At 73.0% G+C, this 25074-nt stretch carries 26 protein-coding genes and 1 tRNA gene; 15 read left to right on the top strand and 12 right to left on the bottom strand.

The window, feature by feature from the left end; genetic code table 11:
• Positions 1 to 12 precede the first annotated feature (12 nt).
• Positions 13 to 942: an alpha/beta fold hydrolase gene (locus tag EDC50_RS00395; RefSeq protein WP_242003089.1), complete on the bottom strand. Its 930-nt coding sequence runs from the start codon at positions 940 to 942 to the stop codon at positions 13 to 15.
• 200 nt (positions 943 to 1142) lie between these two features.
• Here EDC50_RS00395 and metF point away from each other — a divergent pair, with 200 nt between their 5' ends.
• From metF to EDC50_RS00375, 4 genes are all read left to right on the top strand, one after another.
• Complete coding sequence (metF, locus tag EDC50_RS00390; RefSeq protein ID WP_123768510.1) at positions 1143 to 1973, top strand: methylenetetrahydrofolate reductase [NAD(P)H]; 831 nt, start codon at positions 1143 to 1145, stop codon at positions 1971 to 1973.
• A gap of 122 nt (positions 1974 to 2095) precedes the next feature.
• Positions 2096 to 2698 carry a hypothetical protein gene (locus tag EDC50_RS00385; protein WP_123768509.1) on the top strand — a complete coding sequence of 201 codons (603 nt, stop codon included), beginning with the start codon at positions 2096 to 2098 and terminating at the stop codon, positions 2696 to 2698.
• A 51-nt stretch (positions 2699 to 2749) separates the two neighbouring features.
• A complete protein-coding gene (locus EDC50_RS00380; RefSeq protein ID WP_123768508.1) occupies positions 2750 to 3358 on the top strand; it encodes a DUF4124 domain-containing protein in 609 nt (202 codons plus the stop codon).
• Positions 3359 to 3943: 585 nt separating this feature from the next.
• Positions 3944 to 4861: a branched-chain amino acid transaminase gene (locus tag EDC50_RS00375; RefSeq protein WP_123768507.1), complete on the top strand. Its 918-nt coding sequence runs from the start codon at positions 3944 to 3946 to the stop codon at positions 4859 to 4861.
• A gap of 238 nt (positions 4862 to 5099) precedes the next feature.
• Here the strand turns inward: EDC50_RS00375 and EDC50_RS00370 are convergent, their stop codons facing one another.
• The 6 genes from EDC50_RS00370 to EDC50_RS00345 all read right to left on the bottom strand — a co-directional run bounded on the left by EDC50_RS00370 (position 5100) and on the right by EDC50_RS00345 (position 11123).
• On the bottom strand, positions 5100 to 6527 hold the full coding sequence (locus EDC50_RS00370) for a sensor histidine kinase (RefSeq protein ID WP_123768506.1): 1428 nt from the start codon (positions 6525 to 6527) through the stop codon (positions 5100 to 5102).
• Positions 6481 to 7167 (bottom strand): response regulator transcription factor, encoded by a 687-nt coding sequence (locus EDC50_RS00365; RefSeq protein WP_123768505.1) that lies wholly within the window; start codon positions 7165 to 7167, stop codon positions 6481 to 6483. The genes EDC50_RS00370 and EDC50_RS00365 overlap by 47 nt, the downstream gene beginning before the upstream one ends.
• 385 nt (positions 7168 to 7552) lie before the next feature.
• Positions 7553 to 8461, bottom strand: a complete 909-nt coding sequence (rimK, locus tag EDC50_RS00360; protein ID WP_123768504.1) for a 30S ribosomal protein S6--L-glutamate ligase — start codon at positions 8459 to 8461, stop codon at positions 7553 to 7555.
• Positions 8458 to 8973 (bottom strand): ATP-dependent zinc protease family protein, encoded by a 516-nt coding sequence (locus EDC50_RS00355; protein ID WP_123768503.1) that lies wholly within the window; start codon positions 8971 to 8973, stop codon positions 8458 to 8460. The genes rimK and EDC50_RS00355 overlap by 4 nt, the downstream gene beginning before the upstream one ends.
• 97 nt (positions 8974 to 9070) lie before the next feature.
• A tRNA-Gly gene (locus tag EDC50_RS00350) sits at positions 9071 to 9144 on the bottom strand.
• Between the two features lie 188 nt (positions 9145 to 9332).
• Complete coding sequence (locus EDC50_RS00345; RefSeq protein WP_170167595.1) at positions 9333 to 11123, bottom strand: autotransporter outer membrane beta-barrel domain-containing protein; 1791 nt, start codon at positions 11121 to 11123, stop codon at positions 9333 to 9335.
• Between the two features lie 174 nt (positions 11124 to 11297).
• On the opposite strand from EDC50_RS00345, the gene thiS reads away from it, so the two are divergent.
• From thiS to EDC50_RS00320, 5 genes are all read left to right on the top strand, one after another.
• Positions 11298 to 11498, top strand: coding sequence for a sulfur carrier protein ThiS (thiS, locus tag EDC50_RS00340; protein WP_123768501.1), 201 nt, complete (start codon positions 11298 to 11300; stop codon positions 11496 to 11498).
• A 78-nt stretch (positions 11499 to 11576) separates the two neighbouring features.
• Positions 11577 to 12374 carry a thiazole synthase gene (locus EDC50_RS00335; RefSeq protein WP_123769575.1) on the top strand — a complete coding sequence of 266 codons (798 nt, stop codon included), beginning with the start codon at positions 11577 to 11579 and terminating at the stop codon, positions 12372 to 12374.
• Between the two features lie 138 nt (positions 12375 to 12512).
• On the top strand, positions 12513 to 13229 hold the full coding sequence (gene trmB, locus EDC50_RS00330) for a tRNA (guanosine(46)-N7)-methyltransferase TrmB (RefSeq protein ID WP_123768500.1): 717 nt from the start codon (positions 12513 to 12515) through the stop codon (positions 13227 to 13229).
• Positions 13230 to 13347: 118 nt separating this feature from the next.
• Positions 13348 to 15186: an SLC13 family permease gene (locus EDC50_RS00325; protein WP_123768499.1), complete on the top strand. Its 1839-nt coding sequence runs from the start codon at positions 13348 to 13350 to the stop codon at positions 15184 to 15186.
• Positions 15114 to 15719: a GlcG/HbpS family heme-binding protein gene (locus tag EDC50_RS00320; protein ID WP_123768498.1), complete on the top strand. Its 606-nt coding sequence runs from the start codon at positions 15114 to 15116 to the stop codon at positions 15717 to 15719. The genes EDC50_RS00325 and EDC50_RS00320 overlap by 73 nt, the downstream gene beginning before the upstream one ends.
• 4 nt (positions 15720 to 15723) lie before the next feature.
• Here the strand turns inward: EDC50_RS00320 and EDC50_RS00315 are convergent, their stop codons facing one another.
• A complete protein-coding gene (locus EDC50_RS00315; protein ID WP_199742135.1) occupies positions 15724 to 16059 on the bottom strand; it encodes a Rieske (2Fe-2S) protein in 336 nt (111 codons plus the stop codon).
• Between the two features lie 98 nt (positions 16060 to 16157).
• Here EDC50_RS00315 and EDC50_RS00310 point away from each other — a divergent pair, with 98 nt between their 5' ends.
• The 5 genes from EDC50_RS00310 to EDC50_RS00290 all read left to right on the top strand — a co-directional run bounded on the left by EDC50_RS00310 (position 16158) and on the right by EDC50_RS00290 (position 21207).
• Positions 16158 to 16472, top strand: coding sequence for a hypothetical protein (locus EDC50_RS00310; protein ID WP_123768496.1), 315 nt, complete (start codon positions 16158 to 16160; stop codon positions 16470 to 16472).
• A gap of 5 nt (positions 16473 to 16477) precedes the next feature.
• Positions 16478 to 17188: a fumarylacetoacetate hydrolase family protein gene (locus EDC50_RS00305; RefSeq protein WP_123768495.1), complete on the top strand. Its 711-nt coding sequence runs from the start codon at positions 16478 to 16480 to the stop codon at positions 17186 to 17188.
• A 133-nt stretch (positions 17189 to 17321) separates the two neighbouring features.
• Positions 17322 to 17732 carry a large-conductance mechanosensitive channel protein MscL gene (gene mscL, locus EDC50_RS00300; RefSeq protein WP_123768494.1) on the top strand — a complete coding sequence of 137 codons (411 nt, stop codon included), beginning with the start codon at positions 17322 to 17324 and terminating at the stop codon, positions 17730 to 17732.
• A gap of 302 nt (positions 17733 to 18034) precedes the next feature.
• Positions 18035 to 19456 carry a M28 family peptidase gene (locus tag EDC50_RS00295; protein ID WP_123768493.1) on the top strand — a complete coding sequence of 474 codons (1422 nt, stop codon included), beginning with the start codon at positions 18035 to 18037 and terminating at the stop codon, positions 19454 to 19456.
• Positions 19457 to 19473: 17 nt separating this feature from the next.
• A complete protein-coding gene (locus tag EDC50_RS00290) occupies positions 19474 to 21207 on the top strand; it encodes an EAL domain-containing protein (protein ID WP_123768492.1) in 1734 nt (577 codons plus the stop codon).
• A gap of 145 nt (positions 21208 to 21352) precedes the next feature.
• On the opposite strand, the gene EDC50_RS00285 is transcribed toward EDC50_RS00290, so the two are convergent.
• From EDC50_RS00285 to EDC50_RS00270, 4 genes are all read right to left on the bottom strand, one after another.
• On the bottom strand, positions 21353 to 22594 hold the full coding sequence (locus EDC50_RS00285; protein WP_123768491.1) for an ATP-binding protein: 1242 nt from the start codon (positions 22592 to 22594) through the stop codon (positions 21353 to 21355).
• Entirely contained in the window at positions 22591 to 22929 is a 339-nt protein-coding gene (locus EDC50_RS00280; protein WP_123768490.1) for a flagellar protein FlgN, read from the bottom strand. The genes EDC50_RS00285 and EDC50_RS00280 overlap by 4 nt, the downstream gene beginning before the upstream one ends.
• Positions 22926 to 23246: a flagellar biosynthesis anti-sigma factor FlgM gene (flgM, locus tag EDC50_RS00275; RefSeq protein WP_123768489.1), complete on the bottom strand. Its 321-nt coding sequence runs from the start codon at positions 23244 to 23246 to the stop codon at positions 22926 to 22928. Before flgM ends, EDC50_RS00280 begins: the two co-directional genes overlap by 4 nt.
• Before the next feature lie 67 nt (positions 23247 to 23313).
• Positions 23314 to 23880 carry a flagella basal body P-ring formation protein FlgA gene (locus EDC50_RS00270; protein ID WP_123768488.1) on the bottom strand — a complete coding sequence of 189 codons (567 nt, stop codon included), beginning with the start codon at positions 23878 to 23880 and terminating at the stop codon, positions 23314 to 23316.
• Between the two features lie 252 nt (positions 23881 to 24132).
• On the opposite strand from EDC50_RS00270, the gene EDC50_RS00265 reads away from it, so the two are divergent.
• Entirely contained in the window at positions 24133 to 25056 is a 924-nt protein-coding gene (locus tag EDC50_RS00265; protein WP_123768487.1) for a chemotaxis protein CheV, read from the top strand.
• Positions 25057 to 25074: the final 18 nt, after the last annotated feature.

Below are 25074 nucleotides of genomic sequence, written 5' to 3'. Positions count from 1 at the left end.
TCTGCGGCGGCGCTAGCGGCCCTCGGCGCGCGCGCCACCGTCGCGCTCATCCGCCGCGGCGATGAATTCGCGCACCTGCGCCTGCAGCCACTGCGGATCATCCCACATCAGGAAATGGAAGCCATCGCGGCTGAGCTCGATGCGCACGCCGTCGAGCCCGGCATACTGGCGGCGCAACATCGCCCGGCTCATCTCCTCGGTCACTCCGTAGTGGGCGTAGCCGGCCCACGAGGCCAGCACCAGGGTCGGCGTCCTGATCGCGCCCAGCTGCGCGCGCAGGTCGGTGGTCATCAGCTCGTACATCGCCTTGGCGCCGGTCTCGCGGTCGCTCGCCCGGCCCCAGGCGACGATGGTGTCGACCCGCTCCGGCGAGCGCGAGAACACCGACATCATCTGCCGGTACTGCGCCGAGTCGCGGTCGCCGTGCAGCAGGGTCTGGCGCAGCTGCTCGGCGACGGGCCTGCTGTTCTCCACCGTCGCCTGCGGGTTGATCCCGGCCGGCATGAACGGCAACGAATCGACGATCACCAGCCGCTCGATCGCCTGCGGCGAGGCAATCGCCATCTGCAGGGCCAGGAAGCCGCCGAGGCTGTGGCCGACCACCACCGGCCGCTGCAGCCGGCGCTCGCGCAGGTAGGCGAGCAGCCGGTCGCGCATCGCCGGCAGGAATGCGTCGGTCGCGACCGGCTCCAGGCCGGCGAAGCCGGGCAGTTGCACGATGTGGCACTGCACCCGGCTGGCTTGCAGGGCCGCGCAGGTTTCATCCCAGACGCCGGCGGCGCTGTTGAGTCCGGGGATCATCACCACCGGCCGGCCCTCGCCGATCACTTCGACTTGCAGGTCGCGGAAGCGCTCGGGCGCGGCCTCGGCGGCCGCGGCGGCGAACAGGGAGGCGGCAGCCAGGGCCAGGCCGAAACGGAGGGAGCGGACACGCATACGCATGGGGAGTCTCCAAGGACGGGGCAAGACAGCTTCGCCGCGCCGGCACCCGTCGTGGTGCGGCGGGTGAGAAACGGCCCAGGCGCGCCGCGGGCGGCGCTCCGGCGGCCGCGAGCGGCGCCCGCCCTGCCCGCGCGAAGATCCGTTTTCATCGATCAAGATGAAGCGATAGACTTCCAGGCCTGTCCACACCGGCCGCCGCGATGCCCCGCGTCCCGATCAGCTTCGAGTTCTACCCGCCCAAGACCGAGGAACAGCGCGCACAACTGGACAAGACCGCGGCCCGGCTCAAGCCGCGGCGACCGGAGTACGTGTCCTGCACCTTCGGCGCGGGCGGCTCGACCCTGAGCTACACCCCCGAGACGGTCGGGCACCTGCACCGCGCGCACGGCTTCGACGCCGCCCCGCACCTGTCCTGCGTCGGCGGCACCCGCGCCGAGCTGGCCGAGCTGCTGCGACGCTACCGCGCCATGGGCTGCCGCCGCATCGTCGCCCTGCGCGGCGACCTGCCCTCGGGCATGGGCCACACCGGCGACTTCCGCTACGCCTCGGAACTGGTGGAATTCATCCGCCGCGAGCACGACGGCCATTTCCACATCGAGGTCGGCTGCTACCCGGAATGCCACCCGCAGGCGGACGACGCGCTCGCCGACCTGCGCCACTTCAAGGCCAAGGTCGACGCCGGCGCCGACGGCGCGATCACCCAGTACTTCTACAACGCCGACGCCTATTTCCGCTTCGTCGACGACGCGCGCCGGCTCGGCGTGGCGGTCCCGATCGTGCCCGGGATCATGCCGATCGCGAACTTCACCCAGTTGCGCCGCTTCTCCGAGACCTGCGGCGCCGAGATCCCGCGCTGGATCGGCAAGCGCATGCAGGCCTTCGGCGACGACGCCGGGGCGATCCGCGAGTTCGCCGCCGACCTGGTCGCGAACCTGTGCCAGCGCCTGATCGACGGCGGCGCGCCGGCGCTGCACTTCTACACGCTCAATCTGTCGCGACCGACGCTGGCGGTGCTCGCCCGCCTCGACTGAGCGCGGGCACGGCCGCGCGTGCGCGGCCGTTTCGCCGGCGTTCAAGGTGAACGCGCGCGTGCGCACGCGCCGTCCACCGGCCGCCGCCGAGCATGCGCGCAGGTTCCAACGCGCGCTCGCCCATGCGTCTTCTCGCCGTGCTCGCGCTGTGCATCGCCGCATCGGCGCAGGCCGCCTCGCTCGGCATCCAGCGCTGCCGCGGCGGCGACGGCGCCACGATCTACACCGATACCGCCTGCGCCGCGCTCGGTGCGCGCGCCGAGCCGATCCGCGGCGAGCTGCTGGAGCGGCTGGCGCGCGAGAACGCACGCGCTGCCGGCGAAGGCGGCCTCGCCGGCAGCGGCCTGCTCGCGCGCGCGGGCGAGGCGGAGCAGCTCGCCGCCTTGTCGCACATGACGCGCTCCCCCGCCGCGGGTTGCGCGCGCACGCCGCGGCAGCTGACGCTGAACCTGCAAGGCGCGCTGATGCTCGGCGACGTCAACCGCGTCGCCGAGAGCTACCACTGGACCGGCCTCGACCACCGCCAGGGCCAGCGGGTGCTGGCGCGGCTGCAGCGCCTGGCCGGCAAGCCGCTGCTGCACGCCGACTACGTCGACGCGCGCATCGGTCCCTTCGCGGCCACGGACGCCGGCATCCTGCAGCTGACGCTCGGCGACGGGAACGTGCCGACCGTGGTCGACTTCGACGTGCGCCGGCATTCCGGCTGTTACTTCGTCGAGTTCTGAACGCGCACGCCGGCCTGTTCGCCGCAGGCGCGCGCGGCTAGGCTGTGGCGCATGCCTCGCCCGTCGCTCGCGCTGCTCGCCCCCGCCTTCGCCCTTGCCTTCGCCGCCGCGCCTGCCTGGGCGCAGCAGATCCGGCGCTGCACCGGCCCGGACGGCGAGGCGGTGTTCACCGATCGCCGCTGCGAGGAGCTCGGCGGCGTCGACCGCCGCCCGCCGGCGGCCGATGCCGCGCGTGCGCCGCGCGGCGGCTGCGCGCGGACCCTGGAAGCACTGACCGGCGAGATCGCCACCGCCTTCGACGGGCGCGATCCCAATCGCCTCGCCGCCGTCTACCACTGGGCCGGCATGTCCGGCAGCGCCGCCTACGCGATCATGGAACGGCTGGATGCGCTGGTGCGCCGGCCGCTGGTCGCGATCGTGCCGGTGCTGCCCGCCGCCCCCGAGCCGCCGCCGGGCGAATGGCGCACGCTCGGCGGCGCCGGCGGGGACGCCGACACCGATCTCGATCCGGACACGGGCCTGGAGGAGCCGCACCCGCCGGCGCGCGCGGCCGCGCCGGTGGCGCTGCGCCTCGAGCAAACCCTCGGCGACGGTGTCACCCCGAGCCGCACCGTGTTCGCCTTGCGCCGCCACTTCGGCTGCTGGTGGGTGCGGTTCTAGCGCGGGACCGGGACGCCCAACCCGCACCCCGGCGCTCGCAGGGCGCGAGGACGCGCAGCGGCGCGTAAGCGCGCCGCTCCCGCCCCGCAAACGTAAAGAGGGTTGCGAAAGCAGCGCGGGGTCGCTCGCAGGCATGCAGGGTTGCGCTGCCGGCGCGCGCTCTTTTCCGTCTGTTCCCGCGCGCCTGCTTCCCGCCTGCCTCCTCTCCCATTCCATTCCCTCTCCCGCTTGCGGGAGAGGCCCGGCAAGGGCGCGGGCCAACGCAATGGCCGCCTCTGCCGCGTTCGAACGTGGTTCCATCGCCAGCCCTGCCGCCGGCTTGCCGGCAGCCCGTGGCAGGCCCCGCCGGGCCGATGCACACCGCGTCCGCGCATCGCGCCCGAAGCCTCGCCGGAATCGCCGGAGGCGGCTCACCCGCTTGCCAAGCTCCTTATGCGTCCCTACTCACCCGCCTGCCGCGCGCTTCCCGCCCCTCGCCTTCGCGAGCGGGAGCGCGAGGACCCGCTGCCGGGACCGGCCGCGGCATGCGGGCGCGCGCCGCGCCCCGTTTAAACTAGCGTTCCTTCCGTCCGCCGCGAGACCGCGATGAGCCTGCAGTACCCCGAATGGATCTGGCACAACGGCCGCATCAAGCCGTGGGCCGAGGCCACCACCCACGTGATGTCGCACGCGCTGCATTACGGCTCGTCGGTGTTCGAGGGCATCCGCTGCTACCAGACCGCGAACGGGCCGGCGATCTTCCGCCTGACCGACCACAACAAGCGCCTGTTCGCCTCGGCCAAGATCTACGACATGCCGATGCCGTACTCGCTGGAGCAGATCAACCAGGCCTGCCGCGAGGTGATCGTGGCCAACGGCAACGCCACCGACTACCTGCGCCCGGTGGCGTATCGCGGCCTGGGCGGCTTCGGCCTGGCCGCGGACACGCCGACCGAGGTTGCGGTCGCCACCTGGCGGATGGGCCAGTACCTCGGCGCCAGCGTGGTCGAGAGCGGCATCGACGCCTGCGTGTCGAGCTGGCAGCGCTTCGCCCCCAACACCATCCCGGCCGGGGCCAAGGCCGGCGGCAACTACCTGTCCGGGCAGCTGGTCGCGCGCGAGGCGCGCCGGCTCGGCTTCGGCGAGGGCATCGCCCTGGCCGCGACCGGCCTGCTCAGCGAGGGCGCCGGCGAGAACCTGTTCCTGGTGTTTGACGGCGTGCTGCACACCACCCCGGTGTCGGCGGCGCTGCTCAACGGCATCACCCGCAACTCGATCATCACCCTGGCCCGCGATGCCGGCATCGCCGTGGTCGAGCGCGACCTGCCGCGCGAATACCTCTACCTGTGCGACGAGCTGTTCATGTGCGGCACCGCCGCGGAGATCACCCCGATCCGGTCGGTCGACGGCCGCCAGGTCGGCGAGGGCAGGCCGGGCCCGGTGACGCGCCGCATCCAGGAGCTGTTCTTCGGCCTGTTCGATGGCCGCACGCCGGACCGGTACGGCTGGCTGGAGCCGCTTTGAAGCGAGGCACGAACGGGGAGGAACGGGAATGAGAAAAGCCCGTCTTTGTCCCCGTTCCTGGCTCCGTCTTACGCCGGCAGGCTGATCCGGGCCTGTGAAGCGCGGAGCTGGTGGAGGGGCGAGAGAAGCCCCTCTTCTCTCTTCCCCCGATTCGCGTTCTTCGCTCCCCGCTTCCTGTCGGCACGACCGATCCGGGCCGCTTGGGGCGGAGAAGAGCCCCTACTCCCCGCTCCTCGTTTCACCCGCCTGGCGCCTGCCCGGCATGCTGCACGTTGCCCGGCCGCGCGTCGAAGCGCAGCGTGGCGACCACGCCCCGGGCCTCGCCCGGGCGCACGTGCACGTCCCAGCCGTACAGGTCGCACAACCGGCGCACGATCGACAGGCCGATGCCGCCGCCCTGCGAATGGCCGGCATGGGTGCCGCGGTAGCCGCGCTGGAACAGCTTGGCCGCGTCCTCGGCGCTGAGGCCGGGGCCGGAGTCGATCACCTCGACCGAGGTCGGATGCAGGCGCACCACCACCTCGCCCTGCGGCGTGTACTTGACCGCGTTGCCGACCAGGTTGCCCAGCGCCACCGCGATCGCCGCCTCGGGCGCGTCGACCACCAGGCCGCGCTCGCCTTCGATCCACAGCTCCAGCGGTTTGCCGCCGAGCTGGGCGCGGTGCGCGTCCAGCAGTTGCTCGGCGACCTTGGCCACGTCGCTGGAGCCGTGCCCGCGCTCGTTGCGCGACAGCAGCAGCAGCGCGCTGATCAGGTCGGTGCACTGCTGCTCCGCGCGCTTGATCCGCAGCAGGCGGTTGCGGGTCTTCTCGTCCAGGTCCGGGCGCGACAGCAGCAGCTCGACCGCGCCCTTGATCACCGCCAGCGGGGTGCGCAACTCGTGGCTGACGTCGGCGTTGAACTCGCGGTCGCGCTGCACGACCTCGGTCAGGCGCGCGGCGTAGTCGTCCAGCGCCTCGGCGAGCTGGCCGACCTCGTCGTCGGGGAAGTGCGCGGCCAGGTTCTCCGGCTCGGCGCTGCGCCCGGACCGCTTGAGCCGGTTGGCCAGCTCGGTGACGGGGCTCATCACCCGCGACGCCGACCACCAGCCGACCAGCAGCGACAGCAGGGTGAACACGACCACCGAGGCGTAGATCGCGCGCTGGAACTGCGCCTCGCCCCGGGAGGTCTGGGACATGTCGTAGGCGAGGAAAAACCAGGCACGGGGCGTCTTGCGCACGGCCAGCTTGTAGTTGAGCGGCTTGCCTTGCTCGTCGGTGCCGACGATGCCGTGGATGCCGTCGGGAAGCCGGTACCACTCGGGCCGGTTGATCCGGACCATCTCGAACTTGTCCGGCGTATAGACGAACGCACGGATCTGGTCGACCGCGAACTCGAGATTGTCCGGGTCGAGCTCGAACTGGCGCGCGGCCTGCTCGATGTTGCGGTTCATCATGTCCTCGACCAACTGGTTCTCCACGCGGTTGCGGGTCCAGTTGGTCGCCCACGCGAACAGCGCGGTCAGGCCGAAGCCGAGCAGGACGAAGGCGAGGATGATGCGGCTGCGCAGCCGGCGCCGGAAGCGCTTGCGGCTCCGGCGCCGCGCCGGAGCGGCGGGTTCGTCGGCGGTCGCCAAGCGGTTATCCGTTGCTGCTCTCGGGCGCGGCGATGCGGTAGCCGATGCCATGGCGGGTCTGGATCAGCGGCACGTCGAAGGGCTTGTCCAGCACCGCGCGCAGGCCGTGGATGTGCACGCGCAGGCTGTCGGAATCGGGCAGCTCCTCGCCCCAGACCCGGGTCTCGAGCTCCTGGCGGGTGACCACGGCGGGCGAGGCCTCCATCAGCGCCTGCAGGATCTTCAGCGCCGTCGGGTTCAGCTGCAGCAGCTTGCCCTGGCGCCGCACTTCCAGGGTGTCGAGGTTGTACTCCAGGTCGGCGACGTTCAGCACCCGGGTCTGCACGCCGCGGCCGCGACGGGCGAGCGCGTTCAGCCGCACCTCGACCTCCTGCAGCGCGAACGGCTTGATCAGGTAGTCGTCGGCCCCGGAATCGAACCCGGCCAGCTTGTTGTCCAGGCTGTCGCGCGCGGTCAGCATCAGCACCGGGGTCTGCTTGCGCGCTTCGTTGCGCAGCTTGCGGCAGACCTCCAGGCCGTCCAGCCCGGGCAGGTTCAGGTCGAGCACGATCGCGTCGAAGTCGTGGACCACCGCCAGGTGCAGGCCGGTGATGCCGTCGGCGGCGAAGTCCACCGTGTGGCCGCGGTCCTCGAGAAAGTCGCCGAGGTTGGCCGCGATGTCCTGGTTGTCTTCGATCACGAGGATGCGCATGGAGTCTTCCTGAAAGCGGGTGGGGGTTCGACCGCGCCGCCGCGGGCGCGGTTCCGGCGCGAATCGCCCGGATTCTGCCAGAGCGCCAAGCCCGCGCCGCTCACCGCCCGTGGATGCGGCGCCGGCGGGACGCGGGCAAACAAAAGCCCAGGGCGGTGCCGCCGCGCCTGGGCCAAAAAGGTATTGCCCCGATTACCGTAACCTGCTTGGTCCAGATCGCTGACGTGGATTGCGGCAGTGCTGCGGCCCGGACAACGCTACGCCCCCGCCGATTAAGGGCCCGTTAAACGGGGGTCGGGCGGCGAGCCGGAAGCCCGTGACCTCGTGCGCAGAACGGCGCCATCTTCGTCGCAAATGCGCCGAACTTCGGCCAACTTCCGATAATTCACTTTTCCCGCGCGATCCGCTGCTGCTCGGCGCGGCGCTGCCGGACGGCGACGTAGCGGACGATCTCCCCGGCCACGTCGGCCCCGGTGGCCTCCTCGATGCCCTCCAGCCCGGGCGAGGCGTTGACCTCCAGCACCAGCGGCCCGCGCGCGGAGCGGATCAGATCGACGCCGGCGATGCCCAGGCCCAGCACGCGCGCGGCGCGGATCGCCACGTCCTGCTCGGCCGCGGTCGGCTTCACGCCCTTGGCGGTGCCGCCGCGGTGCAGGTTGGAGCGGAAGTCGCCCTTCGGCGCCTGCCGCTTCATCGCCGCCACCACCTTGCCGCCGACCACGAAGCAGCGCAGGTCGGCGCCCTTGGCCTCGGCGACGAACTCCTGGACCAGGAAGTTCGCGTACAACCCGCGCAGCGCCTCGATCACCCCGCGCGAGGCCGAAAGCTTCTCGGTCAGCATCACCCCGGCGCCCTGGGTGCCCTCGTTGAGCTTGATCACGTGCGGCGGCGGCCCGAGCATCGACAGCAGGTCGTGGGTGTCGTCGGGGTTGTCGCCGAACACCGTGGTCGGCATGCCGATGCCGGCGGCGGCCAGCAGCTGGTGGCAGCGCAGCTTGTCGCGCGCGCGCAGGATCGCGTCGGAGGAGTTCGGCGTCGAGGTGCCCATCAGCTCGAACTGGCGCAGCACCGCGGTGCCGTAGCGGGTGACCGAGGCGCCGATGCGCGGGATCACCGCGTGATAGCCGGCGATTGGCCGGCCCTTGTAGTGCAGGCTGAACCCGTCGCTGGCGATGCGCAGGTAGCAGCGCAGCGGGTCGAGCACGCGCACGCTGTGGCCCAGCTCGCGCGCGGCCTCGACCAGGCGCCGGGTCGAATACAGCTTGCTGTTGCGCGAAAGGATCGCGAGTTTCATGGGGGACTTCGGCGGGAAAGGAAGGACGGAGGGGCCAAGCGCGCGCGGGCGCCGTCGTGGACGATGCGCGTGCCCCGCCCCGCCGGCCCGGGCCGGCCGTGCATGAACGAGCGCGCCGGGTCGACCGTGAACAGCCGCGCCATCGCGGTCCGCCCGAGCAGCATCGGGAAGCGCATGCCGCCACGATCGGTCAGGTTTATTTCGATTTCGCGTTCGACCCCGGCCAGCCGCAGCCGGGTGCGCAGGAACACGCGCCGGGTCCGGCGGCCGCCGGAGTCGGTGACCTCGCGCTCGTCGTACACCGGCGCCGCCACCTCGATCGCCTCGCCGCCGGCCAGGTCCGGGCGGATGCTGAAGCCGACCCAGGGCGCGCCGGCCTCGACGAAACGCCACTGCCGGTCCACGTGCAGCGCCGAACTGCGCGCGCCGCTGTCGATCTTGGCCCGCGCCGCGGCGATGCCGAGATCGGGAAGCGCCACCCATTCCCGCCAACCGAGCACGATCCTCGCCATCGCCTTCTCACTTTCGGCCGGTCCAGCCCGCCGCCGACGCGCGGCTGCGGCACGAAAAAACGGCGGCCACTGTGCGTGGGCCGCCGTTACGGGCGTGTGGAGCGGGTGATGGGAATCGAACCCACGTTAGCAGCTTGGGAAGCTGCAGTTCTACCATTGAACTACACCCGCGCTGCGGCGAAGTCTATGCCGGGCCGCGGCGGATTGGCAACGCGTCGACGGCGCGGCGGGCGAGGCCGCCCCGGCGCCGCGCCCATCGGCGGGACGGCGTCCTGGCGGGTCGCGACGCTCCGTTCAACGCCCGCCCCTGCGTCCGCGGGGACGGGCGCCGGGCGCCCGCGAGCCGGGAGGCGCTTCGCTCAGAAGCTGCCGCCCAGGCTCAGGTACACCGTCGCGTCGTTGCCGCCCTTCTGGCCGACGGTGACGCGGGTGCCGACGTCGGCGTTCAGCCCGAACAGCGTGCTGCGCGCGCCGAAGCTGAGCGTGCCGTAGTCGCGGTCGAACTCCAGCCCCGGCACGGCGTACGGCGCCAGGCCGGGCACCGAGCGCAGCTGCGCGTAGGCCTGGTCCTCGCCGTCCTCGAACTCGTGGTCGTAGGTCAGCTTGGCGTACGGGCGCAGATGCGCGCCGTGCGCATAGTCCACCTGCCAGCCGACGCTGCCGATGAGCGAATCGAACTCCTGCTTCGGGAACGCCAGCGCGGTCGATTCGGCGCTGTCCTCGGCGTAGCCGTCGACCTCGATGCGCTGCGACAGCAGGCCGACCACCGGGCCATGGCGCAGCGCGCCTTCGCCGAAGTTCCAGCCGGCGTTGACCGCCGCCGACAGGTTGCTGCCGTCCGGCGAGCCGCGGTGGGTGCGCGAGGTCGGGCCGAGCACGACGCGGCGCTCCACGTCGAAGCCGAGCCGGGTGTAGCTGAGCTGGGCGTCGACCCAGGCGGCGCCGCCGGACCAGCCCAGGTAGCCGCCGAGGCTGGTGTCGTCCTGGTCGAACTCGCCGCCGTTGCGGCCCCAGTCGAGCTTCTGCCGGCCGTAGCCGACGAAGCCGCCGTACACCAGGCGGCCGCTGGCCCAGTCGACGCCGAAGCTCAACGTCGGCCCCATGCCGTCGTAGAGGTCGCCGTCGCCGTAGCGCTGCGAGTCGCCGCGGACGTCGGCCCACCAGCGCGCACCGGCGCCTTCCGGCCGCGCCTGCAGCTGCGCGGCGACGCGGTCGGCGCGCGCGCGCCCGACCGTGGCCGCCGAGTGCGGCAGCACCGCGAGCTGCCGCGGCGCCTCGAGGACCGACACCGCGTAGTCGGCCATCACCGCATGCGCCTTGGACGAGGGGTGCACGCCGTCGGCGAACAGGTAGGTGTCCGGCGCGTTCGGCGCGGCATAGGTGGCCGGGTTGCAGGTCAGCGACTGCGCGGTGACCTGCGGCTGGCAGGCGGTGCCGGTGACGTTGACGATGCCGTAGGGCGCCGGATCGGCGGCGATTTCCTGCAGCAGGTGGAAGGTGTCCAGCGGGATGACGCGCGCACCGGCCGCGGCCAGGCCGCCGAACAGCGCGTCGTTGTAGGCGGTGGCCAGGGCCGTGCCCTGCGCCTGCGCGGCCGCGCCCTGCGCGCGGAACTGCGGGGTGATGCCCAGGTCCGGGATGTTCGGCACCAGCACGTAGCGCGCGCCGGCATTCTGCAGGGTCATCACGTTGCCCACCTGGGCCGTCACCGCGGCGCCGACGATGGCCTGCGCCTGGGCCGGATTGGCGGCCGCCGCGAACAGGTCGTTGGCGCCGCCCCAGACGGTGTACAGCGCATGGGCGTCGGCGCGCCCGCCGTTGGCGGCGAGGTGGTTGCCGATCTGCGTGCGCAGCGACAGGGTCGGCAGCAGCCCCGGCCGGTCGGTGGCGACCAGCGCGCCGCCGATGGCGTAGTTGCTGCCGCCCTGGTTGACGCTGGTCGCGTCGGTGCCGTAGCGGCCCGCGAGGTACTCGGCCCAGACCAGGCCCGGGTTAGTGGTGAAGCGGCCGAGGATCGCCGCCGACGGGTTCGCCGCGACCAGCACCGGGCGGAAGTAGCCCGAGTCGGTCAGGCTGTCGCCGAAGAAGATCGTCTGCGAATAGGTCTGGGCGAAGGCCGGCGCGGTCGCCAGCGCGAGCGCGGCGGCCAGCAAGGTGCGGACAGGCTTGGTCATGAAGGTCCCTGATGTGATCGTGTGGTCCGGGTCCGGCCGGGCATACGCCCGCGGATGGAGGCGCATCGAAGCATGGCCGCCGCGCCCGCTCAAGCCGCACTGCGGCAAAGCGCGCTGGCCGCGCCGCGGCGCGCGCGCGACAATGCGCGCATGGACATCGTACTCAACGGCGAGCCGCGCGCGGTCGCGGCGGACATCACCGTGCTGCAGCTGCTGCAGCTGGAAGGCCTGGGCGAGCGCCGCGTGGCGGTCGAGGTGAACGGCGCGATCGTGCCGCGCAGCCGCCACGGCGAGCACGTGCTCGCCGCCGGCGACCGGATCGAGATCGTGCACGCGCTCGGCGGCGGCTGAGCGACGCGACGCGGGCGAAAAAAGGCGCGTTCGCCGCGGTTCCGGCCGGCGCGCTGGTACCATGTAGCGATGACGTCCCTGACCGCTCTCGCGCCGGCCGACGACGCGCTCGTCATCGCCGGCAAGCCCTACTCCTCCCGCCTGCTGACCGGCACCGGCAAGTTCGCCGACCTCGAGCAGACCCGCCTGGCCACCGAGGCCGCCGGCGCGCAGATCGTCACCGTCGCGATCCGCCGCAGCAACATCGGCCAGAACCCGGGCGAGCCGAACCTGCTCGACGTGCTGCCGCCGGACCGCTACACCATCCTGCCCAACACCGCCGGCTGCTACACCGCCGAGGACGCGCTGCGCACCTGCCGCCTCGCGCGCGAGCTGCTCGACGGCCACAACCTGGTCAAGCTGGAGGTGCTGGGCGACCAGAAGACCCTGTACCCCGACGTGGTGCAGACGCTGGACGCCGCCGAGCGGCTGGTCAAGGACGGCTTCGAGGTCATGGTCTACACCTCCGACGACCCGATCCTGGCCAAGCGCCTGGAGCAGATCGGCTGCGTCGCGGTGATGCCGCTGGCGGCGCCCATCGGCTCGGGCCTGGGCGTGCAGAACAAGTACAACCTGCTGGAGATCGTCGAGAACGCCAAGGTGCCGATCATCGTCGACGCCGGCGTCGGCACCGCCTCCGACGCGGCGATCGCGATGGAGCTGGGCTGCGACGGCGTGCTGATGAACACCGCGATCGCCGGCGCGCGCGATCCGGTGCGGATGGCGCACGCGATGAGGCTGGCGGTCGAGGCCGGCCGCGCCGCGTTCCGCGCCGGCCGCATCCCGCGCAAGCGCTACGCCAGCGCGTCCTCGCCGGTCGACGGGTTGATCGGATGAGGCTGCCTCACGGGTCGGGCGCGCTCGCCCTCTCCGGCAAGCGGGAGGGCCGGTCGCCGCAGCGCTCCGATCGCGCGGGAGCGGCGGCCGGCAGGCCGGTCGCGATGCCGCTCTCGACGGAACGGGGGTGAGCGGACGATGAAGGAAGCCCATCCCCCCAAGCCCTTCACCGTCGAGGAAGGCCGCCGCCAGGTGCGCAGCTTCGTGCTGCGCCAGGGCCGCTTCACCGAGGCGCAGCAGCGCGCGTTCGACGAACTGTGGCCGCGCTACGGGCTGGATTACCGGGGCGAGCCGCGCGACTTCGACGCCGTGTTCGGCCGCCGGGCGCCGCGCGTGCTCGAGATCGGCTTCGGCAACGGCGAGGCGCTGCGCTACGCCGCGCAGCGCGACCAGGCGCGCGACCTGATCGGGGTCGAGGTCCACGCGCCGGGCGTCGGCCGCCTGCTCAACGGCCTGGCCGCCGACGGCAGCGACAACGTGCGCGTGTACCGGCACGACGCCGTCGAGGTGCTGCGCCACGAGATCGCCGACGCCGCCCTCGACGAGATCCGCATCTACTTCCCCGACCCCTGGCACAAGAAGCGCCACCACAAGCGCCGCCTGGTCCAGCCCGAGTTCGCCCGGCTGGTCGCCGCCAAACTGGCCCCGGGCGGGCGCTTGCACCTGGCCACCGATTGGCGGGACTATGCCGAGCAGATGTGGGACGTGCTCGACGCCACGCCCGGGCTGGCCAACCGCGCCGGCCCGCGCGGCGCGGTGCCGCGGCCGGAGTGGCGCCCGCAGACCCACTTCGAAAGCCGCGGCCTGAAGCTGGGCCACGGCGTCTGGGATCTCCTCTACGACAGAACTCCGTGATCCGGGATTCGAGATTGGTGATCGTCCGCCCCCTTGAGCCGACTCCGGCCTGCCGCCCCGCAGGCCGGTGCGCCTGCCGCCGCGAATCGCGAATCCCGCATCACGAACCACGCGCCTGATGGACACCGCGCTGACGCTCACCACCGACATGAAGCTCGTTCTCGGGCTGGTGGGCTTCACGATGGTGATGTTCCTGTTCGAGCGCATCCGCGCCGACGTGGTCGCGCTGGTGGTGCTGGTGCTGCTCGGCCTGTCCGGCCTGGTCGAGCCGGACGAGCTGTTCAACGGCTTCTCCGGCCACGCGGTGCTCAGCATCATCGCGACCATGATCCTCGGCGCCGGGCTGGACCGCACCGGCGCGCTCAACCGCCTGGCCGGCTGGCTGCTGCGCCGCGCGCGCGGGGTCGAGCAGCGGCTGCTGCTGCTGACCAGCGCGGTGGCCGGGATCAATTCCTCGATCATGCAGAACCCGTCGGTCATGGCGCTGTACATGCCCGTGGCCTCGCGCCTGTCCTCGCGCACCGGCGTGACCCTGCCGCGGCTGCTGCTGCCGATCGCCGCGGCGATCGTGATGGGCGGCGCGCTGACGATGGTCGGCAACTCGCCGCTGATCCTCCTCAACGACCTGCTGATCGCGGCCAACGCCAACCTGCCCTCCGGCGCGGCCACGCTGGAGCCGCTGAAGATGTTCGCGCCGCTGCCGATCGGCCTGGCGCTGCTCGCCGCGTCGCTGGCCTACTTCCACTTCTTCGGCGACAAGCGCCTGCGCGACGAGGACGGCAAGGGCGTGACGCCGGCGCGCACGCAGAGCTATTTCGCCAAGGCCTACGGCATCGACGGCGACGTCTACGAGCTCACCGTCACCGCCGACAGCCCGCTGGTCGGCATGTCGCTGGGCGAGGCCGAGTCGCTGCGCGGCGCGCCGCTGCTGCTGGCGCTGAAGAGCGACGGCGAGGCGCGCCTGGCGCCGCCGGCGGACACCCGCATCTGGGTCGGCAGCGTGCTCGGGGCGATGGGGCCGCGCCAGCAGGTCTCCGACTACGCGCAGAACCATTTCCTGCGCATGAGCTCGCGCCTGCGGCATTTCGGCGACCTGTTCAACCCGAGCCGCGCCGGCATCTCCGAGGCGGTGGTGCCGGCGACCTCGAAGTTCATCGGCAAGACCGGCCGCGACCTGCAGCTGCGCCGCCAGCTCGGCCTGAACCTGCTGGCGATCAACCGCGACAAGACCGTGCTGCGCGAGAACGTGCGCGACGTGGCCCTGCGCGCCGGCGACATGCTGGTGTTCCACAGCATCTGGACCGACCTGGCCGAGGCCGCGGCGAGCAAGGACCTGGTGGTGGTCACCGACTACCCCAAGGGCGAGCAGCGCCCGCACAAGTTCAAGATCGCGATGGCGATCTTCGCCGTGGCGATGCTGCTGGCGCTGTCCTCGCGCCTGCCGGTGTCGCTGGCGCTGATGACCGGCGTGGCCGGCATGCTGATCGCCGGCGTGCTGCACATCGACGAGGCGTACGCGGCGATCAACTGGAAGACCGTGTTCACCATGGCCTGCCTGATCCCGCTGGGCTGGGCGATGGACTCCAGCGGCGCGGCCGCCTGGGTGGCCGGCCACACCATCGAGCGCCTGCCGCAGGGCACGCCGATCTGGCTGCTGGAGATCCTGCTCGGCCTGCTGACCACCGCGTTCTCGCTGGTGATCAGCCACGTCGGCGCGACCATCGTGGTGGTGCCGCTGGCGATCAACCTGGCCCTGGCCGCCGGCGGCAACCCGACCGCGTTCGCGCTGATCGTGGCGCTGTCGGCCTCGAACAACTTCATGACCGCGTCCAACCCGGTGATCTCGATGATCACCGGCCCGGCCGGCTACACCGGCAAGGAGCTGTGGAAGATCGGCGCGCCGCTGTCGCTGATCTACACCGCGGTCAGCGTGGCGATGGTGAACCTGCTGTTCTGACCGCCCCTCCCGACGAATCCGAGGACCGCATGCCCATTTTCCGATCCGCCGCCCTGCTCGGCGCCGCGCTGGCCGTCCTCGTCCCGGCGCCGCGCGCGGCCCCGCCTCCCCCCCTGGTCGCGGCGCGCGCCGCGCTCAACCTCGCGGGGGCGAAGGCCGTGCTCGCCGCGGCGGAAGCCGAAGCGCTGCGCCAGCGGCTGCGCGTGACCATCGCGGTCGTCGACGACGCCGGGCGCCCGCTGCTGCTGCAACGCATGGACGGCACGCCCCCTTCGAGCGTCGAAGTCGCGCTGGCGAAGGCGCGCCACGCGGTCGACTATCGGCGCGACACCGTCTTCCACCAGGACCTGCTCGAAAAGAACGCGCTGGCGGTCCTGGCGCTGCCGGGCGCGCTGCCCATCGAAGGCGGGGTGATGCTGCGCCACGGCGGGGACGTCGTCGGCGCGATCGGCGTCTCGGGCGCGCCCTCGGCGAAGGACGGCGAGATCGCGCGCGCCGGCGCGGCGGCGCTGGCCGCGGCGGGCGGCGACTGAGGCCTCAATCCAGCCAGACCGCGCCGTCGCGCACGCTGACCGCCACCGCGCGCAACGCCTCGCCGCGGCAGGGGCCGGCGACGCAGACGCCGCCGTCGAGCTCGAAACTGGCGCCATGCGCGGCGCACACCAGCAGGCCGTCGCGGCTCTTGAGGAACTGGCCCGGCGCCCAGTCCAGGCGCCGGCCGGCGTGCGGGCAGATGTTGAGCCAGGCGCGCACGCGCTCGCCCTCGCGGTACAGCAGCAGCGACTCGGCGTCGCCGTCGATGGTCGCCGCGGCTTCGGCGAAACCGCCGTCCGGCAGACGCTCCAGCGCCAGCAGCGGCGCCGCTTCCGCGATCCCCGCCGCATCGCTTAACGAAGTTCTCACACCCTCGCTCATACCTGGACCGATACTCGCCTGCCCGGCGCCAACCGCCGCATTGTGTCACGACGTCGATGTTCGCCCAGAGTTTCCGTTTCGATCACGCCCAGTTCCAGGCGCGCATGCGCTCGGCCTTCGAGCCGCGCAAGCCGCGCCATCGCCTGCTGCGCTTCGCGTTCGGGCTGGTCGGCCTGGCCGTGCTGGCGGTGCTGGTGATGTTCAGCGTGGTGCTCGGCGCGGCGATGATCGGCGCCGGCCTGCTGTACAAGCTGTGGAGCAGCCGCGGCCGCGCCGCCGCGCGCGCGCCGCGGGTGGTCGAGGCCGAGTACCGGGTGGTCGAGCCCGCGGCGCTGCGCCAGCCGTCCGGCTCCTCCGCCGAAGTCCGCTGAAGTCCATGGCGGACGTGTTCGCGGCACCGCCGCAACCGCGCGTGCCGGTGCGGGGCGGCGGCGAGTTTCCGATCCACCGCATCTACTGCGTCGGCCGCAATTTCGCCGAGCACGCGCGCGAGATGGGCGCGGCCGCGCCGGCGTCCGCCGCCGAGCGCGGCCATCCGGTGTTCTTCCTCAAGCCGGCCGATGCCGCGACCGTGGACGAAGCGGTGCCCTATCCGCCGGGCACCGCCGAGCTGCACCACGAAGTCGAACTGGTGGTCGCGCTCGGCCGCGACGCCGGTCCGGGCGTGCTCGACCCGGCCGACGCCCACGCGCTGGTGTTCGGCTACTCGGTCGGGCTCGACCTGACCCGGCGCGACCTGCAGAGCGCGGCCAAGGCCAAGGGCCTGCCCTGGGACACCGGCAAGGCCTTCGACTGCGCGGCGCCGCTGGGCGCGATCGTGCCGGCCGCGCAGACCGGCGAGCTCGGCGCGCGCGCGCTGAGCCTGGAGGTCAACGGCGCGCTGCGCCAGCGCGGCAGCCTCGCCGACCTGATCTGGAACGTGCCGGAGATCCTGCACGAGTTGTCCAGGCTGTACGCGTTGCGCGCCGGCGACCTGGTGTTCATGGGCACGCCGGCGGGCGTGGGGCCGCTGCGCGTCGGCGACCGCTTCCGCGCGCGCCTGGACGGCGTGGTCGAGCGCAGCGGCCGGATCGTCGCCGGCGCATGAGGTCCGTGCGCGCGGTCGTTGTCGCGGCGGCAGCGCGCGGATCACAATGGGCTTCGGGTCCGGGCGCAGGCCGCGCCCGGAGCGTCCGGCCGGAGCCGAGTTCTCGGGCCATCACTAGGAGGCAGCGCAGCCCATGGGCATGATCAGCGAATTCAAGGAATTCATCTCGCGCGGCAACGTCGTCGATCTCGCCGTCGGCGTGGTGATCGGCGCCGCGTTCGGCAAGATCGTCACCGCCCTGGTCGACGGCATCGTGATGCCGGTGATCGGCTTCGTCACCCAGGGCAACGCCAGCGTCAGCGACTGGCGCTACGTGCTGCGCCCGGCGCAGCTCGATTCGGCCGGCAAGGAGGTGGCCGCCGAGGTGGCGGTCCGCTACGGCCTGTTCCTGCAGACCGTGCTCGACTTCCTGCTGATCGCGCTGGTGATCTTCCTGTTCCTGAAGGCCTACAACCGCGTGCGCAAGCCGGCGCCGGCGCCGGCCACGCCGGAGGACGTGCTGCTGCTGCGCGAGATCCGCGACGCGCTGAAGAACAAGCCCTAGGCCCGCGGACCAGCCCGTCTGCGCGTGCCGGCGACGCCGGGCCGCGCGGGCGGCCGCGCCGCGGACCGGCGGCGCCGCATGCGTGCCGCGGCAGCCCCCGCCGCGGCGATCCGCGCCTCCGGCGGCGCATCGCGCGCCCCGCGCGGCCCCACGCCGACGCGCGCGCCGCGCGGCGCGTCGGCGATCGCGCCACCGCGAACGGCCCGATCCCGCACACGGCGCGTATGACCGACGACACCCCTCGGCCTCGGCCCGTCTTGCTACGCTCGCGGCTTCGTCTTCGTCGTAGGGGAGCCCTCGAAATGCGCGTACCGCCGTTCGCGACCATCGCCGTCCTGCTGACCGCCGCGCTGGGCGGCCCGGTCCTCGCCGCCGGGCGCGAGACGCGCATTCCGGAACCGGCCCTGGCCACGGCGGCGCAGCTGCGCGAGAAGGCCCTGGCCAGCGACCTGGGCTACCGCATCGTCGAATCGCTGACCACCGAAGTCGGGCCGCGCCTGGCCGGCAGCGAGGCCGACGCGCGCGCGGTCGCGTGGGCGGTGGCCAAGTTCAAGGAGCTCGGCTTCGACAAGGTGTGGACCGAACCGGTCACCTTCCCCAAGTGGGAGCGCCGCAGCGAGAGCGCCCGCGTCGTCGGCGCGCATGCGCAACCGCTGGCGGTCACCGCGCTCGGCGGCAGCCCGGCGGGCACGGTCGAGGCCGAGGTGGTGCGCTTCCCCGACCTGGCCGCGCTGGAGGCGGCGGCGCCCGGCTCGCTGGCCGGCAAGATCGCCTTCGTCGACTACAGGATGGAACGCGCGCGCGACGGCAGCGGCTACGGCCCGGGCGGACGGGTGCGCAGCCGTGGCCCGTCGGCGGCGATCCGCGCCGGCGCCGCGGCCTACCTGATGCGCTCGGCGGGCACCGATTCGCACCGCATGCCGCACACCGGCATCACCCGCTTCGACGAGGGGCTGACGCCGATCCCGTCGGCGGCGCTGGCCGCGCCCGACGCCGACCAGCTGGCGCGGCTGCTCGCGCGCGGCCCGGTCAAGGTGCGGCTGGCGCTGGATTGCGGCTGGGACGGCAGCTACACCTCGCAGAACGTGATCGGCGAGATCCGCGGCAGCCAGGCGCCGGACGAGGTGGTGCTGATCGGCGGGCACCTGGATTCCTGGGACCTCGGCACCGGCGCGATCGACGACGGCGCCGGCGTCGGCCTGACCATGGCGGCGGCCAAGCTGATCGGCGAGATCAAGCCGCGGCCGGCGCGCACCATCCGCGTGATCGCCTTCGCCAACGAGGAACAGGGCCTGCACGGCGGCAAGGCCTACGCGGCCAGGCACGCCGCCGACGTCGCCAAGCACCAGATCGCGGCGGAGAGCGACTTCGGCGCCGGCCGCATCTACGCGTTCTCGACCTCGGCGCCGGAGCACGCCAAGGCCGCCGAGGCGCAGATCGCGCAGGCGCTGGCGCCGCTGGGCATCGAGCACCGGCCCGGCAAGGGCGGCCCCGGCCCCGACCTCGGCCCGTTCGCGCAGCAGGGCCTGGCCTGGGCCTGGCTGGCGCAGGACGGCACCGACTACTTCGACCTGCACCACACGCCGGACGACACCCTCGACAAGATCGATCCGCGGGCGCTGGCGCAGAACGTGGCGGCCTACGCGGTGTTCGCCTACCTGGCCGCGTCGGCCGAGGGCGACTTCGGCAGCACCGCCCGGCCGCAGCCGCAAGCGCAGGAGTAGCCGCGTCCGCGGGCCGCATGTCGCAGCGTCACGACGATTTCGGCGACATCGCCGTCGACCCGATCACCGGCCTGCACCGGCTCGGCGCGAACGGCCCCAGCCTCGCCACCGCGATCGCGGTGGCCGGCGCGACCAGGCGCCGCATCGCCCTGCTGCACATCGACGTGGACATGTTCCGCTCGATCAACACCAACATGGGCGCGACGGTGGGCGACCAGGCCCTGGCCGCGATCGCCCAGCGCCTGCGCCGCGCGGTGCCGCGCGACGGCTGGCTGTGGCGGTTGAGCAGCGACGAGTTCGTCGCCGGCATCGGCTACCGCCCGGGCGAACCCGACGGCGCCGCGCTGGCCGAGCGCCTGCGCGACGCGTTCGAGACGCCGCTGTCGATTCCGCCCTACACCCTGCCGGTGACGCTGTCGATCGGCATCGCCGTGTTCCCGGACCACGCGCCGCACGCCGCCGGCCTGCTCGCCAAGGCCGAGGAAGCGCTGCGCCGGGTCAAGCAGGACGGGCTCAACAGCGTCGGCCTGTACTCGGCGCAGAGCGAGGGCGAGGTCGCCATCGACGGCCTGGCGCAGCGCTTCCTCGAGGCGATCGAGCGCGACGAGTTCCAGCTCTACTACCAGCCGCAGGTCGCCGCGCACGACGGCAGCCTGACCGGCTTCGCCGCGCTGCTGCGCTGGCGCACCGAGCACGGCCTGCTGCGGCCCAGCCAGTTCCTCGAGCTCGCCAACCGCGTCGGCCTGGCCGCGCGCCTGGGCGCGTGGGTGCTCGACGCCGCCGCCGCGCAGCTGGCGCAGTGGCGCGCGCAGGGCCTGGACTACCTGTCGATGTCGGTGCACCTGGCCGGGCCGCTGCTGGTCCAGCGCGATTGCCTGGACCACATCGGCGAGCTGCTGCACCGCTACGACCTGCCGGGCAGCGCGCTGGAGTTCGAGATCTCCGAGAGCGTGCTGGCCACCGACGCGCACCGCGTGCACGAGACCCTGGCCGGGCTGCGCGCGCTCGGCGCCACGCTCACGGTGCAGGACTTCGGCCTGGGCGGGCTCAGCTTCGCCGCGCTCGCGCAGTACCGGCTGGACCGGATCAAGATCGACCGCAGCTTCATCCGCAACGTCGCCAGCGACCCGCGCAGCGCGGCGATCGTGCGCGGCATCATCGCGATGGGCCACCAGCTCGGCATGAAGGTGGTGGCCAAGGGCGTGGAGAGCGAGGCCGAGCTCGGCTTCCTGCGCCGCAACCACTGCGACTTCTTCCAGGGCTACCTGTTCAGCCCCTCGCTGCCGGCGGACCAGCTCGGCGACCTGGTGCGCAAGCGCTTCCTGCTGCCGAGCGCGTTCGCCGCCACCCGCCCCGAGCGCACCCTGCTGCTGGTCGACGACGAGGAGAACGTGCTGCGCTCGCTGGTGCGGCTGTTCCGCCGCGACGGCTACCACATCCTCACCGCCAGCAGCGTGCGCGAGGCCTTCGACCTGCTGGCCAGCAACAGCGCGCAGGTGATCCTGTCCGACCAGCGCATGGCCGACATGAGCGGCACCGAGTTCCTGACCCGGGTGCGCGACCTCTACCCGGACACCATCCGCATGGTCCTGTCCGGCTACACCGACCTGGCCACGATCACCGACGCGATCAACCGCGGCGCGATCTACCGCTTCCTGACCAAGCCGTGGAACGACGAGGAACTGCGCGAGCACATCCTCGACGCGTTCCGCGCGCACGAGCGGCGCGCGGCGGGCGAATCGGGGTACTGAGCGCCGGACGGGCGGCCTCGCCGGCGATCGCCGGCTGCGCCTGGCTGGCTCGCTGCCGCGCCGCGGATCCGGCGGCCCGGTTCGCCGGGCGGCGCTGGATTCCCGCCAGGGACGCCAGGGCGGCGGAACGCGGCGGGCGACCCGCTCAGCCCGCCCGCGGCCGCGACAACTTGGGTTGCGCGACCGGCAGCACGACGCGGAAGGTGCTGCCCTGGCCCACCTTGCTCGAGACCTCGATGCGGCCGTGGTGCTTGGCGACGATGCGGTAGGCGATGGCGAGGCCAAGGCCGGTGCCGCGGCCGATCGGCTTGGTGGTGTAGAACGGGTCGAAGATGCGCTGCAGCGATTCTTCGGGGATGCCGCAGCCGGTGTCGGCGATGCTGACCCACACCTCGTCGCCTTCGCAGCCCATCGCCAGGGTGATGATGCCGCGCTCGGCGATGGCCTGGCCGGCGTTGATCAGCAGGTTCATGAAGACCTGGTTGATCTCCGACAGGTGGCATTCCACCGGCGGCGCGTCCTGGTAGTGCTTCTCGACCCTGGCCTTGTACTTGAGGTCGTTCCAGACGATGTTGAGCGTGGATTCCAGGCCGCGGCGCAGGTCGGACGGGCGCATCGGCTCGTCGCGCTCGACGTGCGAGAACTCCTTGAGGTCCTGCACGATCTTGGTCACCCGCTCGATGCCCTCGCGCGATTCCTCCAGCAGCTTGGGCACGTCGCCGACGATGAAGTCCACGTCCAGGCGCTCGCGCAACTGGCGCAGCGCCGGGCGCGCCGCGGCGGGGTCGTCGGACTGCAAGGCGTTGGCGTAGTGCTCGATCAGGGTCAGCAGCGCGCCGACGTACTCCTGCAGGGTGCCGATGTTGGAATGGACGTAGCCGATCGGGTTGTTGATCTCGTGGGCGACGCCGGCGGCGAGCTGGCCGATCGAGGCCATCTTCTCCGATTGCAGCAGCTGCTCCTGGGCGCTGGCGAGGCGGTCGTAGGTCGAGAGCAGCTCGTCGTGGCGGCGCTGCAGTTCGCCTTCGCGGGCCGAACGCGCCGACACGTCGCTCACCGTCACCAAGCGGCGCTCGCGCCCGCCGGCGCGGCCGGCGAACGCCTTGATCTCCAGCACCAGGCCGCGTTCGGGCACGGCGATCTCGCCGATCCAGCGGCCGTCGCGGCAGGCGATGCGCCAGCCCTGCTCGGGCACGCAGGCGAGCAAGGCGGCGAGGTCGGGTTCGGCGGCATCGGGCCGCAGCCGCAGCGCCAGCACGCGCGCGGCGTCGTTGCCGTGCACCAGCGCGCCGCTGCCGTCGAGCAGCAGCGTCGCGGTGTCGTCCATCGACACCGCCCACAGCATGTCGTCGCTCCAGGGCGCGCTTGGCTGGCCGGTTTCGTTCATCCCACTCCGAGACAGCGCGCCTGCGGGCGGGCGCCGGTCTGTCCGTTGGCATCGTACACGCTGCCGGCCTCGATCCGGCCGAGCTGGCGCAGGGTCCAGTTCACTTCGCGCCGGCGCCGCGCCAGCAGCGCGCCGTTGGCCTGGTTGAGCTCGCTCAACGCCTGCACGCGTTCGCGCGCGGCCGGATCCGGCGGCCAGCCCTCGGCTTGGCGCAGCGCCGCGAGCTTGGCCGCGGTCGCGGCCAGCAGCGCCTCGGCGTCGTGCTCGAGCAGCGCCCGGCGCTCGTCGCGCAGGGCCCGTTCGAGCGCGTCGAGCGGGTGCGCGCCCTCGCTCACCGCGCCAGGTCGGTCTCGAGGGCGAGCATGCGCTCGGCGATCGCCTGCGGATCGACGCGGTAGCTGCCGTCGGCGAGCGCGGCGCGGATGCCGTTCACCTTGGCCACGTCGATGCCGGCCGGGGCCGCGCCGAGTTCGCGCTCCAGCGCCTGCAGCCCGGCGGCGTCGCCGGTCAGGCGCATCTGGTCGCCGGCGGCGGACGCGGCCGCGACCGGCTGCTCGCGTTCGGCGCCGGCGCGCGCGCGCGCCGCGGTACCGGCGGCGGCATCGGCCGGACGCGCCAGCGGCGGCAGGGCGCCGTCGATCTTGTGGGTCATGGCTGGCTCCTGGGAAGCTCGTTCGGCCCCGGTAGCGGCCGGCGCCGGGGAAACTTGAGGGTTCCGCTCACGGCAGCACCTCGACCGTGCCCGCGGCGACCACCCGCCCGCGGATGATACGGCGCGAGCCGACGTTCTCGACGCTGACCGTGGCGCCGAGCCGGCCCGGCCCGAGCGCGCGGCCGCTGCCGCGCACCTCGGCGCCGGCGATGCGCGAGACCAGCACCACCGGGTCGCCGCGGCGCAGCAGTTCGGCGCCGGCCGGCTCGGCCGCCGGGGCGAACACGGGCAGGCGGCGGCCGGCGGGCGGCCCGGAGGCCGCTGCGCTAGGGGCCGCCGCGTCGCCGGGCTCGGCTGCGGTCGCGGGCGGGGCCTCGCCGCGTTGCAGCCGCACCGGCACGAACAGGCGCCAGCCGGGCGCATCCCCGCAACGCACCTCGACCGACGCGGGGCCCATCGCGCGCGCCTGCAGCGCCTGCGCACAGCGCGGCATGCGCAGCTGCGGCGCGACCTCGACCCCGGCGGCACGGCCGCCGAGCGCGGCCAGGGCGGCGGCGCGGATCGTTTCGGGCGGCTGGAAGCCGGTCGCCGCCGCCGTGGCGGCCAGCAGCCCGCCGGCGGCAATTCCCGCCATCGCTCCCGGCCACGCGAGCGCGGGCCTACGCCGTGGATGCATCGTGCGCTCCCTTGGTGCGAACGGAGGCGAGCCTGCAGGAAGCGTGCCGCGGGCCGTCGGGGTCGCGAGGGCGACTCCGCCCCACCCGACCCGCGCTCGCAAGCGGGCGCGGGCGCTGGACCGCTTCTCCAGCTCGCCGAAGAGGGGCTTCTTGCACTTTCCGGGGAGACCCGGCCTCAAGTCCCGCGCGGACGCGCCGACAACCCCGGCATGAGCCAGGACCTGCTCGACCGCATCGACCAGCGCACCCGCCTCGCCGGCCACAACCGGCTGGCGCTGCTGCTGTTCCGTCTCGGCTCGCGTCAGCTTTTTGGCGTCAACGTGTTCAAGGTGCAGGAAGTGCTGCCGCGGCCGCCGCTGTTCACCCTGCCGCAGCTGCCGCCGGCGTTCAGCGGCGCGGCCGACGTGCGCGGGCGCAGCATCCCGGTGCTGGACCTGGCGCGGGCGATCGGCCACGGCCACGACCCGGCGCCGCCGTATCTGGTGGTGACCGAGTTCAACCGCTCGGTGCAGGGCTTCCTGGTCTCGGCGGTGGACCGGATCGTCAACATCGCGGTGGAGGACATCCTGCCGCCGCCGGACACCGGCGCCGACCACCACTACCTCACCGGCGTGACCCGCCACCACGGCGAGCTGATCCAGCTGATCGACGTGGAGAGCGTGCTGGCCGAATCCGCGCCGCGCGCCAGCGACGCCGACCGCATCGCGCCGCTGGCCGCGGACGCCGCCCCGGGCGCGCCGCGCGAGGTGCTGGTGGTGGACGACTCGCGCGTCGCGCGCAACCAGATCCGTTCGGTGCTGGAGCAGCTCGGCCTCGGCGCGACCCTGCTCTCCGACGGCCGCCAGGCCCTGGAGCACCTGCAGCAGCTGGCCCAGGCCGGGGTGCGCCCGCACGAGCGCTACGCGATGGTCATCTCCGACATCGAGATGCCGGCGATGGACGGCTACACCCTGACGACGGAAATCCGTCGCGACCCGGCGCTGGCGCCGTTGTTCGTGCTGCTGCACACCTCGCTCTCGGGCGTGTTCAACCAGGCCATGGTCGAGCGCGTGGGCGCGGACGACTTCGTGCCGAAGTACTCGGAGCACGAGCTGGCGCAGCGCGTGGCCGCGCGGGTGACGGCGCTGGGATGACCGCCGGCGCCCCGGGCG

The organism is Vulcaniibacterium tengchongense (assembly GCF_003814555.1).
Lineage (GTDB): Bacteria > Pseudomonadota > Gammaproteobacteria > Xanthomonadales > Xanthomonadaceae > Vulcaniibacterium > Vulcaniibacterium tengchongense.
The sequence above is the reverse complement of the archived record's forward strand: the minus strand, read 5'-3'. Positions and strand labels throughout refer to the sequence as shown.

Bases quoted from the DNA above. Each gene is read 5' to 3' on its own strand.
- EDC50_RS00395 (WP_242003089.1), bottom strand. From the start codon at position 942: ATGCGTATGCGTGTCCGCTCCCTCCGTTTCGGCCTGGCCCTGGCTGCC.
- metF (WP_123768510.1), top strand. From the start codon at position 1,143: ATGCCCCGCGTCCCGATCAGCTTCGAGTTCTACCCGCCCAAGACCGAG.
- EDC50_RS00385 (WP_123768509.1), top strand. From the start codon at position 2,096: ATGCGTCTTCTCGCCGTGCTCGCGCTGTGCATCGCCGCATCGGCGCAG.
- EDC50_RS00380 (WP_123768508.1), top strand. From the start codon at position 2,750: ATGCCTCGCCCGTCGCTCGCGCTGCTCGCCCCCGCCTTCGCCCTTGCC.
- EDC50_RS00375 (WP_123768507.1), top strand. From the start codon at position 3,944: ATGAGCCTGCAGTACCCCGAATGGATCTGGCACAACGGCCGCATCAAG.
- EDC50_RS00370 (WP_123768506.1), bottom strand. From the start codon at position 6,527: ATGGCATCGGCTACCGCATCGCCGCGCCCGAGAGCAGCAACGGATAAC.
- EDC50_RS00365 (WP_123768505.1), bottom strand. From the start codon at position 7,167: ATGCGCATCCTCGTGATCGAAGACAACCAGGACATCGCGGCCAACCTC.
- rimK (WP_123768504.1), bottom strand. From the start codon at position 8,461: ATGAAACTCGCGATCCTTTCGCGCAACAGCAAGCTGTATTCGACCCGG.
- EDC50_RS00355 (WP_123768503.1), bottom strand. From the start codon at position 8,973: ATGGCGAGGATCGTGCTCGGTTGGCGGGAATGGGTGGCGCTTCCCGAT.
- thiS (WP_123768501.1), top strand. From the start codon at position 11,298: ATGGACATCGTACTCAACGGCGAGCCGCGCGCGGTCGCGGCGGACATC.
- trmB (WP_123768500.1), top strand. From the start codon at position 12,513: ATGAAGGAAGCCCATCCCCCCAAGCCCTTCACCGTCGAGGAAGGCCGC.
- EDC50_RS00325 (WP_123768499.1), top strand. From the start codon at position 13,348: ATGGACACCGCGCTGACGCTCACCACCGACATGAAGCTCGTTCTCGGG.
- EDC50_RS00310 (WP_123768496.1), top strand. From the start codon at position 16,158: ATGTTCGCCCAGAGTTTCCGTTTCGATCACGCCCAGTTCCAGGCGCGC.
- EDC50_RS00305 (WP_123768495.1), top strand. From the start codon at position 16,478: ATGGCGGACGTGTTCGCGGCACCGCCGCAACCGCGCGTGCCGGTGCGG.
- mscL (WP_123768494.1), top strand. From the start codon at position 17,322: ATGGGCATGATCAGCGAATTCAAGGAATTCATCTCGCGCGGCAACGTC.
- EDC50_RS00295 (WP_123768493.1), top strand. From the start codon at position 18,035: ATGCGCGTACCGCCGTTCGCGACCATCGCCGTCCTGCTGACCGCCGCG.
- EDC50_RS00290 (WP_123768492.1), top strand. From the start codon at position 19,474: ATGTCGCAGCGTCACGACGATTTCGGCGACATCGCCGTCGACCCGATC.
- EDC50_RS00285 (WP_123768491.1), bottom strand. From the start codon at position 22,594: ATGAACGAAACCGGCCAGCCAAGCGCGCCCTGGAGCGACGACATGCTG.
- flgM (WP_123768489.1), bottom strand. From the start codon at position 23,246: ATGACCCACAAGATCGACGGCGCCCTGCCGCCGCTGGCGCGTCCGGCC.
- EDC50_RS00270 (WP_123768488.1), bottom strand. From the start codon at position 23,880: ATGGCGGGAATTGCCGCCGGCGGGCTGCTGGCCGCCACGGCGGCGGCG.
- EDC50_RS00265 (WP_123768487.1), top strand. From the start codon at position 24,133: ATGAGCCAGGACCTGCTCGACCGCATCGACCAGCGCACCCGCCTCGCC.